Origin of the sequence: Psychromonas aquimarina ATCC BAA-1526 (assembly GCF_000428725.1) — a bacterium.
In the GTDB taxonomy this organism is placed as follows: domain Bacteria; phylum Pseudomonadota; class Gammaproteobacteria; order Enterobacterales; family Psychromonadaceae; genus Psychromonas; species Psychromonas aquimarina.
The window spans coordinates 63,781-76,467 of the sequence record NZ_AUAM01000020.1 but is presented as its reverse complement, the minus strand read 5'-3'; the positions used below and the strand labels follow the sequence as shown (position 1 = coordinate 76,467).

The following is a 12,687-nucleotide window of genomic DNA, read 5'->3' as shown; positions in this document are numbered from 1 at the left end:
GCACCAGCCGCTTAAACGATGTTTTATCTGTCCCAGTAGGCTTCTTCTAAACACTCTTCCCGCTCAGGCAATGCTCTGGTTAAACGCGGAGAATGCTGCAGCAGCACTTCATAACTAACTCGGTTAGCATAGCGGCAGACCTGGGAAAGTGAGGAGTAGGTAAGAAACGGATGCGAGTGTTTATCCGACTCTTTGACATTTGCCAGGTGATAGCGGTTTGCAGCCATATCATGCAGCAGGGCAGAAAGCGCGCCGTCTCCAGCACCGTTGGTATTTTTTATCTCTAAAGGACCGCCGAGATAAGGGGCGATAAAAGAAAAGACTTTCTTCGGGTCGCTGCAGTCTGCTCTGCGCATTGAGCGGCTGAATTCATACTGGTTAAAAGCGTCTATATCAGCATTGAGTAAAGGAAGTGAGGTTTTTCTTTTCACTTCCTGATCGGTATAACCGGCCATATATAAACCATCAGGGCCTGCGGTACATAATACCAGATCAACCCAGTCCAGCGCTTTTTCTGCCGCCAGCAGAGGGGAGCTAAAGCCGGTCAATGATTCACCTTCTTCTTCGTTCATGGCAACCACAGTAATATTCTCTTTCAGATATTCCTGCCACCAGGTTTCATTACCTTCGATAACCCATTTTGTACCTAATGTCAGTACTACTGGTACCTTATGTTTCTTGGCATATTGTACTGCCCGTTGTACGGCTTTAGGCATTGGATCTTCAGGTTTTCCGCGCATCAGATAAGATGAAACTACTACAGCAGATGCATTTTTAAAGATAGATTCAGGAATGCTTTGTGGTGATAACTGGTTCATTTCTCCTTCGTTAATCGCAAAGGTTCGTTCACCGTCAGCCGTGATCAGCGTATAACAGCGGCCGATCGGTCCGTCTACTTTTTCAAGGTAGTTCAGATTAACCCGAGCGGAAGTATTACACAGGTAACGGTAAGCGTAGGTGCCGACCTCAATATGTCTGGACATCACGCCTAATAATACCGACTTACTATCGGCTAGTACTGAATAGTTATGAATGGTATTACCAATCGTGTCACCGGGATACTGGTGAGTGATAAGATTTTTTTCGACCAGTTCGTGGTATAAGGCATCGGCTTTATCTTCATCTAATACAAGGGAATGCCCTTTACTTAGATGATGTTTTTCTAAAAATGCATCATCGACATGCGCTTCGATATCGACAATAGTTTGGCCGATACCAATTACCGGCGACTGATTTAACCGCGGCTGAGGCTGAGTGATTTCTGCCGTAAGATTACGGGAAGACGACGGAAAATAATGTTGCGACTTACGTTGACCTGGAAATTTCATAAATACTGACTTAAGGAAAATTTTAGCGGGCGAATATAGCATAGAAAGCATAGGGAATTACATGCAAATATCATCAGTTTTCAGGATAAATCAGTAATGCTGCTGTATAAGTGATTTGTATTTGTACAATTTTATTTTTGTTTGAGACAGCGTGATTAAAGTTTAATGGTAATTGTCTATTATCAGGGAAGCCGCAGCGGCATTTATTATCGCCTGCTTATGCTCAGCTGCGGCGCTGTTATTAACCAGGGCGTGAACTGATTAGAAAAAATGCACAACAGTTTCTATTAATAGTCCTTATTATGTTTCGTTAGCGTTATTCTTGCCACTGATTATTTTTAACCGGGGTCCAGTGTGAATTTATCTATGTTTAAGCCTGATGCAGGAAGGTTAATACATCAAGAAGTTGTACAAAATAGAGAGCTTGCGGTGCGTGAACTGGATGGTTTTCGCTGGTTTCATCTGGGCGGTAAATCGGTACAGTCTTTAATTAAACTTAACCAGCCGGAACAGCTTGTGTCGCCTGTTTATCAGTCAATGCTGTTGTTTTTATTATGGAAAGGTGAAAATCTTGAAGTATTGAACCTGGGCATGGGAGGCGGCGGTTTTGAACGGGCATTAATGGGATTTCCCCGTATAAAGGTGACTTCAGTTGAACAGAATGCACAGATAGCCGCTATGGCTAGAAGCTATTTTCTGCTGCCCGACTCAGTGCTGGTTTATATACAATCTGCACAGCAGTTTATTGAGCACAATCATTGCCAGTATGACATTGTTTTATGTGATATTTTTATTGAACACAATCATTGCCAGTGTATTAATGATCTGTGTTTTTATCAAAACCTGGCTAAACGAATGAAAAAGTCAGGTGTCGCGCTGCTTAACCTTTTTGTAGAAAACGAGAAACAGCTCCTGGATATTTTACAGGCCGTGCGCGATGTGTTCAGCTATTCTGCCTTAATTGAATTCAGTCATTATAAAAACATCGTACTGATTGTCAGTGATTTACCTATTCCTGAGAAAGAGCAGTTAGCTGTCTGCAATAAACACGGAAATAATCAAACAGGCATAGATTTTGATTTTATAATCAGCCACTTATTTCACCTTCAGAAAAATTAAAAGGTCTAATCCTGTATAATATTCAAGCGAAGTATTGTTTTTTATTTGATTAGCCATTTATTCTTTAATTCGTATAATCCCTTTCCGGCTTGAACCAGAGGGTTTAGCCACCTTTAATACTAGCCGTAACATGGATAAGTTATCGACCCACGGAGTTGGACCGGCAAGACTTTTGTAAGTTTTAAGGTGACTCTATTGCTTGTTTTTGCGGCCGGATAACGTTATACCAATCAGAATAACTCTCTGTTTATTATACTGATAAAGATCAATCCAGCTGACGGCTGCCGTCAGTTTCCCGCACAGCTTTAAACTCACCTGAAATTTACCCTTTGTTATACTAAATGGATAAATAATGCAGTTGTTAATAAGTTTCGCAGGTATCTTCTTTCTTTTCTTTTGTGCCTGGGTTTTCTCTGAAAACCGCCGCGCAGTTAACTGGCGCACCATCTTCGGCGCTTTTGTTTTACAAGCCGGATTTGCCGCTCTGGTTTTATATGTACCATTGGGACAGCTGGTACTGGGCTCTGTCAGTCAAAGTGTTGCTTCACTTCTCGGGTTTGCAGATCAGGGCATTAATTTCCTGTTTGGTAACCTTGCCACAAGCGGCTTTGTGTTTGCGATTAAGGTACTGCCTTTAGTTATTTTTATCAGTGCATTAATCTCTATGCTTTATTATTTTGGTATTATGCAGCTGGTTATTAAGGTTTTGGGCGGGGCACTGCAGAGGCTACTTGGGATCAGCCGTGCTGAGTCACTGGTCGCAACGGGTAATATATTTTTAAGTCAGGGGGAATCTCCTATGCTGGTTAAACCTTTCCTGCCTAAGATGACCCGCTCGGAACTGTTTGCGGTAATGACCGGCGGCATGGCTTCTGTAGCCGGCAGTGTGTTAGGCGGCTATGCAGGTTTAGGGGTTGAACTTAAGTATCTGATTGCCGCCAGCTTTATGGCTGCACCGGGCAGCCTGCTGATGGCAAAGCTGCTGGTACCTGAAATTGATAAACCTCAGTGTCAGCAGGGCATAGATCTCGGTAAAAGTGAGCACAGTAATGCAGTTGATGCTTTAGCATCCGGCGCAATGAACGGTATGCGGGTTGCTGTTGCAATTGGTACCATGCTTCTGGCGTTTATCAGTGTGATGGCTATGTTTAATGCCGGGCTGGAGCATGTTGGATTATGGTTTAACTTTGAAGGCATGACCATGCAGAGCATACTGGGTTATATCTTTGCGCCGGTGGCTTATATTATCGGTGTACCTGCTGCTGAAATGATGCAGGCGGGCGGTTTTATCGGTCAGAAAGTTATTTTAAATGAATTTGTTGCTTTCCTGGATTTCACTTCTGTGAAAGAGACACTGTCAGCACACTCTCAGGTTATTATTACCTTTGCGTTGTGCGGCTTTGCTAATATCGGCTCTATTGCTATTCAGCTTGGCAGTATCGGTATTATGGCGCCTGAACGACGCACCGATGTGGCGAGTCTAGGTTTTAAAGCGGTACTGGCGGCCACTTTAGCCAATCTGATGAGTGCGGCATTAGCCGGCATTTTTGTCACTCTTTAATGTAAAAGGCAGCAGGCTTTATTAGTTTGATTCAGCCTGAGTCATTTCTATTAAATATGGCTGTTAAAATAATTTGACAGCCATATTTATAATTACCACTCAAAATAAATCATATGCCAAACAATTTATGCAGCGTTGTACTTACTGCCTGATGAGCATCATCAAGCAGAGGATCACCGTGGGCGCTTAGAAGGTGGCGGAATTCCAATGCTTTAAGAGACACAAAGTCACTTATTTCAGGCTGTGCATATTTCAACCATCCTGGGCCTACCGCCGCTCTGTTAAAAAATCCAAGCCGCGCCTTAGATTCAGCCGCATAGTCGTTAAAGTACTCGTCTGGACCTGACATGTTCTGCAGGCTGTCGCAGGTGATCAGAATACCGCCGTGGCGGTTAAGCAGTAAAGCAGCTTCAGGGACTTTGGGAGTATCAAAAACAAAAAACGAAGCGTCAGGTGTCGGGCCCGGTTTATCAGCTTCGATGTTTTTATCGGTTTTTTCACCGCGTGTATAGCTCATGCCGTAAGGTGCCCAAAGCTCAGCCTGGTAGCGGTCGAGATAAAATGCATCATCACGGCCGTGAAAAGCCCCCAGTTTTACCAAATGGCGAACTGTTCCAAGTGAATCAAGTTGAGCGAGTCCTGCTTTATCAAGGCGCACCGTATTCACAAGTGTCAGGGTATTTCCTTCCCGCACAATAATCATATTTCGGCTGAATTCACTGACTGAATCAGATTCTATGCGGATCTGTCCTTTTACAAGGAAAATATCCGGCAGAATCTCCTGGATTTCACCGTGGGGCAGCTGAGGTGGAAAAGTGGACATAGTCTTTCCTTAAGTTAACTTTGTATTAAAAACAATGAAAAAAAGTGTCAGCAGCGGATAACTTCTACCCGGTAATTTTTTCACCTTTGCCGCTGCCAGTGAACCGGCCGATTGCTTCGGGCACTGTTACCCAGACATGGCGTTTGTGTTCGTAAAATGAAACAGTGGGTTGGGGAAACTCTGGATCTGCAAAAGCACCAACTGCCACCGCTATCATCTGTGTATTTTCCGGCATATCCCAATACATGCTGCTCCCGCAGCTTGGACAAAAATGATAAGTCGTTTCTATTCCATCGTGTTCAATACGTGAATAGACTTTAGTCAGACCGCTGATTTCTATTTTACTTCTGTTGAACCAGGCTCCTAAATTAAATGCCGAACCGGTTCGTCTTTGACAGTCTTCACAATGACACATAACAATAAAGTCTGGTTCTCCCTTACAAACGATCTTCACCTGACCACAGTGACATTGTGCATGATGCTGAAACATATGATCTACCTCCATAGTTAAATTCCCGTTACCAATCGAAATGCAAAAATCAGCAAATCGAGAGGAGAGCAGATTCTAGGCATGAAGTTGAAGATCTAACGGGTATAATAATGCTGCCTAGAATGAAGCCGCAAAATCATGGGCCCACTGGTCAATATCGACGGCCTGTGTTTTGGTGATTTTCTCAAAGCATGACTGGGGGTCTCTAATGCCGGCATCAACCCAGCTTTTAAACACCTTCATTACCCCGTCTGTAACCTCGTCCGGTATGCCGGCAGATTTAAATCCTGCCAGCTGATCTTCGAAAGACAAAGGTACATATTGAATCTCACGACCTAATGACCTGCTGAGAGCACTGGCGACATCGGTAAAAGTAATAGCGTCTGGGCCGGTAATGTAGTGTATCTGGTTATTAAATTCATCTGATATCAGGCAATGGAGTGCGGCCTGGGCAATATCCCGGGTATCTACCATCGGGATGCGGGCATCGCCTAGGTATTGGGCAAACATGCTGCTTTGTTTAATAAAGCGGGAATGCATGTTTTCTATGTTCTGCATAAAGTAGTCTGGACGTAAAACGGCATATTCTAAACCACTTTGTATCAGGTAATCGTCCGCCTCGGCATGCATACCATACATGGGCACCTCAGGATTCGTTTGTGCCGGCTGTGATGATAAACGCACAATTTTGCGAACCCCTGCAGATACGGCGATATCAATCAACCTGGTATGCAGCTCAAGCAGATTAAGTTCGGGGCTGGACAGCAGAAACACAGTATCCACACCGGCAACAGCAGCTTCTATGCTGGACCAGTCTCCTAATGCACCACGAACCGTAGGTACACCCTGCGCTGTCAGCTTTTGTTCTGCGGCATCACTGCGTACCAGTACGCGGTAGTCAGCATCACTTTTCTGCAGTAATTCAACCAGCGGGGTGCCGACGTTACCTGTGCCTCCGATAACCAAAATGTCAGTTCCATTTTCCATATTATTTTTACTATTCATCCTATTCTCCGTTGGAGCCTGGTTTCACCGGGCCGTTTTCATTTCGATGCTTCAATAGAATTAAGATAGCTCATTTAAAATTGAATCAGAAGTGGCTATAATTGCAGAATGTTGTTCTGTTTTTGCACCAGTTGACGATAGAAGCTGTATAGATCGTAATTAAATGACCAATAAGGAAAGAAAAATGAAGGTATTTGAATGGGATGACCTGCGAATTTTCCTAGCCGTTTTGCGAGGACGATCGGTACGTGCAGCCGCCAAATTAATGGGGGTAAGTCATTCAACTGTGTCGCGCCGACTGCAGGCAATGGAATCTCAATTAGGTATTAAGCTGTTTGTCCGCCATCCTGAAGGTTTTGTTTTAACTGAGGTCGGCGAGGCTATGGTTGAGCGGGCAGAACGGGTTGAAAGTGAAATTCTGAGTATGGAACGGGAGATTTTCGGCCGTGATGCAGCACTGTCCGGCCCTATACGCATTTCTATGCCCCCCGTGATTGCGCAGCATTTAATGATGCCGCTTATTTCAGGTTTTTCCGCACTTTATCCTGATATTGAAATCGAGATTGATGCCACCTATGAGGTAGCAAATCTGACCCGGCGTAATGCGGATATTGCCATTCGTTTTCAATCTGAGCCTGAAGGTCATTTGATTGGGCATAGGCTGCCGGATTTTGCTAATGCAGTTTATGCGACGCCAGAATATATCGACAAGTACAAATTAACTGCTCAGGAATCAACAGGGCGCTGGATCAGCTGGGAGCGGGAAAGCTCTAGAGGTACGCTCGCTCGCTGGCAGGCGGAGTCTGCCTACGCCGGCTGTAAGGCACATCATTGCGTATCGGATCCTTCATCACAGCTTCAAGCCGTCAAAGCCGGAATGGGGTTTGCATACCTGTTCTGTTTTATGGCCGATCAAGAGTCTGAATTGATCCGTGTACCGAGTGAAGCCAGCTTAAAATATATTCCAGCCTGGATATTGACTCATCCGGATCTGGTTTCAACTGAGCGCGTCCGAGTGTGTGTACGTTATTTAGTTGAGGCGATTTTCAAGTGCGAGTCTTTGCTCAAAGGACAGAAAATCTCCTAAAGAGCTGAAGGGCAAAAGCTTCAGCTGCTTGTGCCGAATAATTCACTTGTTAAAATAAATGACCGGATCAGCTCGGCAGTCTGCTGCGGATGTTCCATATGGATATGGTGTCCGCCGGGCAGCTGACGGCAGTGCAGATCTTTGAAAAAGGGAGCAAAGTGCTCGAGAGCACTGCTTACCATGTTCAGCCCTTTACTGGCGTGGATTAACAATACCGGGCAGTGGATATCACTAATAAGCTGCTCCGCCTGCTTTGTGGTCAGGCGGTAGGGCGAAAGCATTTTAAGGCGTTCGTCTGCCCGCCAGGCATAGCCGTTTTCTTCTCTGCGTATACCGCGCCTGACAATTATCTGTGCATGTTCCCGGGCCAGACCGGAAATAATTACCCGTGCATTAACCGCTGATTCTATCGTTGCATGATTTCTTTTCTGTTTATTTTCAAAGTTTGTTTTAGCCGCTGTTACAGGTGAGCCTTTCAAGCGGCTGAGCAGCCCCTGACGAAGCTGTCTGCTGGTATGAATTTCTTCATTACAGATAAAACCGATAGAGTCTATTAAGGTTAGAGATTTTACTTTTTCAGGAAAAACCGCCGCAAAAGCTGAAGCAATCATGCCGCCCATTGAATGTCCTAGGATATCGATTTTCTGCCAGCCGTTGACTTCAAATAACTGCACAAGATCATAAACCCAGTCTACAAAATGATAGTGGGCATCGGGACTTCTGTGCGATGAAAGGCCGTGGCCCGGAAGATCAATTGCGATAACTCGTCTACCCTGCAGGCAGGACATAAGAGGAGAAAAACTTGCTGCATTATCAAGCCAGCCGTGTAAACATAAAATAACCTCGCTTTGCTGATCACCGCACGCAAGTCCGTGTATTGATAATGTTCCTGTTTGATAATGAATTTCTTCTATCGAAGTGTCTACTGGCATGGGATGTCTAATATGCTGGGAAATAAAGAATTGAATCTACTGTTTACAGCGTTATTTTACTTAAAAAACAGCTGTCGTCCAATCATAAAAACCCTGCAGAGCTGCAGGGTTTATTTGTTCAGCGTATCGTTGCTGATTAAATTATACTCGGCGGTAAGGCAGGTAAACCGGCTCCCATATATGAGCTTCAAGCTCTGTATTTATATCTTTCCCGCGCAGGTAACCCTGTGCATCTGTCTGTTGAATCTGCTCAAGAATCGCCGTGGCAACATGAATAGAAACATCCCGCAGACTGCTGATTTTAGGGAATACGCAGCCGGCATCAAGATCTTCCTGTGATACAAAGTCAGCCAGAGCAAATGAGGCGGTGGTAAACATCTCCATGGTGATTTTCTTGACATCAGCAGTGATAGCCGCCAGACCGACGCCCGGGAAAATAAAGACATTATTACCCTGGCCGATACGGTACTGTTTGTCGTTAAACTGTACATCATCAAAAGGGCTGCCGGTTGCCACTATGGTCTGACCGTTACTCCAGCTGTAAATATCCTCCGGCAGCGCTTCACAATTACTGGTCGGGTTAGAAAGAGGGAAGATCATCGGGCGCGCTGTGTAATCGAGCATTTTTTTGATATGCTCCTCTTTAAATGCACCGCCGACACCGCTGCATCCCAGCAGAACGGTGATCGCTGTATTGTTGATCAATTCCGTAAGGCTTGCTTTATTCGGCTCTGCCAGCTCCCAGTCAGCAGCTAACTGAACAGGTTTTGCGAAACGTTTTTTGTATTCATCCAGATCCGCTCTGTCGTCAAATACAACACCGCGAGAATCAAGAATAAATATTCTGTCCCGTGCTTCCTGATGAGATATACCTTCTTTGAGCAGACCGGCAAAGATTTGATCTGCAACCCCTACACCGCCGGCTCCGGCACCATAAACCGCATAGGTCTGGGCGGCTAAGGTTTCACCTTTAATTTTGGTCGCGCCGATGATGCCGGCAAGCACTACCGCGCCTGTCCCCTGGATATCATCATTGAAAGACGGCAGCTGATCTTCATAATTGCTTAAGTTATCAAATGCATTGGATTTACTGAAATCTTCCCACTGCAGCACTGCTTTAGGAAAGTGCAGCTGCACCTGCTCAACAAACTTTTTAATAAAGATTTTGTAAGCTTCACCTGTTAAACGCTTATTCGGCACGCCTAAATACATAGGATCAGATAGTAAGTCCTGATTATCCGTACCGATATCAAGTGCGATAGGCAGACAGTGATCCGGATGGATACCCGCGCCCAGGGTATAAAGCGATAATTTACCAATTGGGATACCCATACCGCCGACACCCTGGTCGCCAAGCCCTAAAATGCCCTGGCTGTCCGTTACTACAATAATTTTAATGTCTTTGCCGGCAAACTGGCGTGCCATGCCGCCGAGATCATTAACATTATCGGCAGTTACGTAAAGCCCTCTGGCTTTCTGGTATCTGTGACTGAATTCCTGACAGGCTTTACCTACGGTCGGTGTATAGATAATCGGCGTCATCTCTTCGATATGGCGTGAGATCAGTGCATAAAACAGGGTTTCATTTCTATCCTGCAGGGCACGTAAAAACAGATATTTTTCAATGTCGGTGGATGCATTACGGAAGCCGTGGTAAACACGTTTAAGCTGATCTTCGAACGTTTGTACCCGAGGCGGCAGCAGGCCGTTTAGTGAAAATGCTTCGCGCTCTTCATAGCTGAAAGCAGTACTTTTATTTAATGTTCTGTCATTGAGCAGTTCTGTGCCTTTAATTGAAACGGGTCTGAATTCATTACCCTGAGAATCTTTCCATCTTAAATATTTACCTGTGCTCATAACATGCTCCGCGATTAAAATTGTTAACTGTTTGTATGATATTTCCAAGAAGCTTAACAATACTCCGGTCAGTGTGTAAATAAAAGTGTCTTTATCCTTAAGAACAATTAGTTAATAAGTTTATTAAAATACAGTTAGGGCTGACGGCGGGGCACTTTTGCCGTGTTCAGCAGCACGCGATGCTGTTTTTATAAAAGTAAACATTTTGTTAAATTGAGAGGTCGGCTGCCGCAGCTGGACTGTAGACCAGGCGCAGTGTAGAGGCTGATCAGCATTTTCTGTTTTAAACAGATACAAATATCTGTATCGCATATATTAAGCCTAAACAAACTGTTAGGAGGTTCGATCTTTGTAATCCTGTAACTGTGTTGTTATCTCTATACTGCTGGGCTATCTTTACTTAAACGGAATTTTATTTGATGAAATATTATATGAAGAATGATATTTTTGTGAGTGACTTAACCTGATCAGCAGCAGACTTATTAACGGAATAGAGCTTGAATTATTAAAAAGGATATTTTATGAATCTATATGATCTGTCTTTTGCAAAAATTATTGTGCTGCGTGATGATATCGCAGAAGTGATAGTCAATGATCGTATCGAAGTAAACTTAGAAATGGTAAAGCAGACACATGCTTTTCTGCTTTCGCATTTGAAGCAGCCGTTTTCGCTGCTTATTAATAAGTTAAACTCCTACAGTTATACCTTTGAGGCACAAATGGAAATTACTAATCTGCCTGAAATTAACGTATTAGCTGTTGTTTCCTATAATAACTTCAGCACAGTATCGACGCAGTATCTACAGTCGCTTACACGCAGTAACAAGTGGAATTTACATATCTTTTCTCAGCGTGATGAAGCATTAGCCTTTTTAGAAAAGGCTCAGGAAAAAAGCTTAACCCAGTTTGATAATTAGCTGCAGTCATAAAAAAGCTTCATTAACCGCCGTTTCTCATGAAGCATTAATAAGCAGTATTCCAACTGTTAACACTATTGAACCACATAGTAAGAACAATAAGCGTCCTGTTGGAGTTGACCAGAACACCCGCCTGCGGGCGAAAGTTTAGTCGATTTTTTATTTCGACTCACTACTGAGGCTTTCTCAGTAAAATTACATCGTTGCCGATGAATTCGAGTTCAAGGCTGTCACGCTCTGCCAGATAGTGAAAAGTTGCCCGGCTAAAAAAACTCACATGGGTAGGATCATATTTATAGTGCCAGCAGGCAAATGCTTCAAGGTCAATAACCTGTTTAGTCATTATTCCTATCCAGCCGCCAGGTTTAACTAAACTTAACCATTGCAGCCATATTTTTTCAGGATCATAGAGGTGTTCTATCACCTCTGTCGCAGTCACAAAATCATAGGTTTTCTCCAGCACATCTGTATCAGGCTGATAGTAAATATCGTATAACGCAACTGTATGTCCAGCTTCGCGCAGCATATGTGCCAATGCGGGGCCTGGGCCGCAGCCGAAATCCAGCCCTTCAGAGTCTGGTGCCAGGCGCTTAAGAAGAGGCTGGGTTAAGCGTGACAAAAAACGCCGATAACCCTGGTCATCCGGCTCGTTCTTATGATGATCATAGTGGGCCTTCTCATTTGCCGCATCCAGCCTCTGCTCTTGAGGTACAAATACCAGCTCACAGCGGGAACATTGGAAATAGCTGCGGTTCTTGTCTTCAAAATAGAAATGTGTCTGATTTGATGAACACAAGGGGCAAAGGTGCATGAAAACTTCCTATAATTTGAGATGCGCAAAGCGCCCTAGAACGTGAAATTGTAATCGATGATCTCAGCCGCTTTTTTTCTACAGCTAAGGTCGTTCTTCTTAAATATATTTTTTAACAAGCTCTTATAACTCGCTTAGGGACAGCAGCCGGCTTACAAAATAATATTAATTTATCTCTAATCTTGTATCCCGAATTACAATTGTATTGGCTAAATAAAAAAGGGTTAAGACGCTATCTTAACCCTTTTTTCAAATACAATATTCTTAATATTAATGAGTCTTACGGCTCGGGCCGTTGCGTACTAAATCCTGGCCTGTCTGGAACACTTCTTCCGTCACCCAGCGTGATAATAATAACTGGTGCTTATCATCTAATACTGCAACAAAACGACGACCATCTTTATTGCTTGTTGCCATAGCCACACCAGCTATATTTGTTAAACCCAAACCACCGTTTTCAACTGAAATTAAAAAGGTTTCTAACTCTTCCAGGTTTGTGATGATGCCTGCTTCGTTGTTCATATTTATACTCTCTTGCTGAACTAAATCGATAATTGCGAATGTTACGGTGTTTATCTTTCTAAGGCAACTTTCCACTTCAGTGGCAATCTTTTGTTGTGGATTGTGGTGCTGCAGTTCAGTTAACAGATAATAATTATCAATATTTAAAAGATCTTTGTTCTTTTTATTGCGCTTAACCAAACTAATTTCGACAAAAAGCCATATAATCAATTACTTTCTACGCTATCTAAATATG

The 12,687-nt window shown here is 43.7% G+C and carries 12 protein-coding genes; 4 read left to right on the top strand and 8 right to left on the bottom strand.

The window, feature by feature from the left end; genetic code table 11:
• Positions 1-23 precede the first annotated feature (23 nt).
• On the bottom strand, positions 24-1,328 hold the full coding sequence (locus G337_RS0109215) for an inosine/guanosine kinase (RefSeq protein ID WP_028863629.1): 1,305 nt from the start codon (positions 1,326-1,328) through the stop codon (positions 24-26).
• A 354-nt stretch (positions 1,329-1,682) separates the two neighbouring features.
• Here G337_RS0109215 and G337_RS0109205 point away from each other — a divergent pair, with 354 nt between their 5' ends.
• Both G337_RS0109205 and G337_RS0109195 read left to right on the top strand, forming a co-directional pair.
• Entirely contained in the window at positions 1,683-2,447 is a 765-nt protein-coding gene (locus G337_RS0109205; protein ID WP_028863628.1) for a class I SAM-dependent methyltransferase, read from the top strand.
• Between the two features lie 352 nt (positions 2,448-2,799).
• Entirely contained in the window at positions 2,800-4,008 is a 1,209-nt protein-coding gene (locus G337_RS0109195; RefSeq protein ID WP_028863627.1) for a NupC/NupG family nucleoside CNT transporter, read from the top strand.
• 109 nt (positions 4,009-4,117) lie between these two features.
• Here the strand turns inward: G337_RS0109195 and G337_RS0109190 are convergent, their stop codons facing one another.
• From G337_RS0109190 to G337_RS0109180, 3 genes are all read right to left on the bottom strand, one after another.
• On the bottom strand, positions 4,118-4,831 hold the full coding sequence (locus tag G337_RS0109190; protein WP_028863626.1) for a hypothetical protein: 714 nt from the start codon (positions 4,829-4,831) through the stop codon (positions 4,118-4,120).
• Positions 4,832-4,895: 64 nt separating this feature from the next.
• Positions 4,896-5,336: a GFA family protein gene (locus tag G337_RS25935; RefSeq protein ID WP_211235793.1), complete on the bottom strand. Its 441-nt coding sequence runs from the start codon at positions 5,334-5,336 to the stop codon at positions 4,896-4,898.
• Between the two features lie 102 nt (positions 5,337-5,438).
• A complete protein-coding gene (locus G337_RS0109180) occupies positions 5,439-6,326 on the bottom strand; it encodes an NmrA family NAD(P)-binding protein (RefSeq protein WP_028863625.1) in 888 nt (295 codons plus the stop codon).
• A gap of 184 nt (positions 6,327-6,510) precedes the next feature.
• On the opposite strand from G337_RS0109180, the gene G337_RS0109175 reads away from it, so the two are divergent.
• Positions 6,511-7,413 (top strand): LysR family transcriptional regulator, encoded by a 903-nt coding sequence (locus G337_RS0109175; RefSeq protein WP_028863624.1) that lies wholly within the window; start codon positions 6,511-6,513, stop codon positions 7,411-7,413.
• Positions 7,414-7,433: 20 nt separating this feature from the next.
• Here the strand turns inward: G337_RS0109175 and G337_RS0109170 are convergent, their stop codons facing one another.
• Both G337_RS0109170 and G337_RS0109165 read right to left on the bottom strand, forming a co-directional pair.
• Positions 7,434-8,345, bottom strand: coding sequence for an alpha/beta fold hydrolase (locus tag G337_RS0109170; RefSeq protein ID WP_028863623.1), 912 nt, complete (start codon positions 8,343-8,345; stop codon positions 7,434-7,436).
• A gap of 141 nt (positions 8,346-8,486) precedes the next feature.
• Positions 8,487-10,202, bottom strand: coding sequence for an NAD-dependent malic enzyme (locus G337_RS0109165; protein ID WP_028863622.1), 1,716 nt, complete (start codon positions 10,200-10,202; stop codon positions 8,487-8,489).
• Between the two features lie 521 nt (positions 10,203-10,723).
• Between G337_RS0109165 and G337_RS0109155 the strand changes: the two genes are divergently transcribed.
• Positions 10,724-11,119 (top strand): hypothetical protein, encoded by a 396-nt coding sequence (locus G337_RS0109155; RefSeq protein WP_028863620.1) that lies wholly within the window; start codon positions 10,724-10,726, stop codon positions 11,117-11,119.
• 172 nt (positions 11,120-11,291) lie between these two features.
• Here the strand turns inward: G337_RS0109155 and G337_RS0109145 are convergent, their stop codons facing one another.
• Positions 11,292-11,930, bottom strand: a complete 639-nt coding sequence (locus G337_RS0109145) for a class I SAM-dependent methyltransferase (protein WP_028863619.1) — start codon at positions 11,928-11,930, stop codon at positions 11,292-11,294.
• A gap of 270 nt (positions 11,931-12,200) precedes the next feature.
• Positions 12,201-12,452: a hypothetical protein gene (locus tag G337_RS0109140; RefSeq protein WP_028863618.1), complete on the bottom strand. Its 252-nt coding sequence runs from the start codon at positions 12,450-12,452 to the stop codon at positions 12,201-12,203.
• Between the last annotated feature and the right edge of the window lie 235 nt (positions 12,453-12,687).

Coding starts and splice junctions, on each gene's coding strand:
- G337_RS0109215 (WP_028863629.1), bottom strand. CDS start 1,328: ATGAAATTTCCAGGTCAACGTAAGTCGCAACATTATTTTCCGTCGTCT.
- G337_RS0109195 (WP_028863627.1), top strand. CDS start 2,800: ATGCAGTTGTTAATAAGTTTCGCAGGTATCTTCTTTCTTTTCTTTTGT.
- G337_RS0109190 (WP_028863626.1), bottom strand. CDS start 4,831: ATGTCCACTTTTCCACCTCAGCTGCCCCACGGTGAAATCCAGGAGATT.
- G337_RS25935 (WP_211235793.1), bottom strand. CDS start 5,336: ATGGAGGTAGATCATATGTTTCAGCATCATGCACAATGTCACTGTGGT.
- G337_RS0109180 (WP_028863625.1), bottom strand. CDS start 6,326: ATGAATAGTAAAAATAATATGGAAAATGGAACTGACATTTTGGTTATC.
- G337_RS0109175 (WP_028863624.1), top strand. CDS start 6,511: ATGAAGGTATTTGAATGGGATGACCTGCGAATTTTCCTAGCCGTTTTG.
- G337_RS0109170 (WP_028863623.1), bottom strand. CDS start 8,345: ATGCCAGTAGACACTTCGATAGAAGAAATTCATTATCAAACAGGAACA.
- G337_RS0109165 (WP_028863622.1), bottom strand. CDS start 10,202: ATGAGCACAGGTAAATATTTAAGATGGAAAGATTCTCAGGGTAATGAA.
- G337_RS0109155 (WP_028863620.1), top strand. CDS start 10,724: ATGAATCTATATGATCTGTCTTTTGCAAAAATTATTGTGCTGCGTGAT.
- G337_RS0109145 (WP_028863619.1), bottom strand. CDS start 11,930: ATGCACCTTTGCCCCTTGTGTTCATCAAATCAGACACATTTCTATTTT.
- G337_RS0109140 (WP_028863618.1), bottom strand. CDS start 12,452: ATGAACAACGAAGCAGGCATCATCACAAACCTGGAAGAGTTAGAAACC.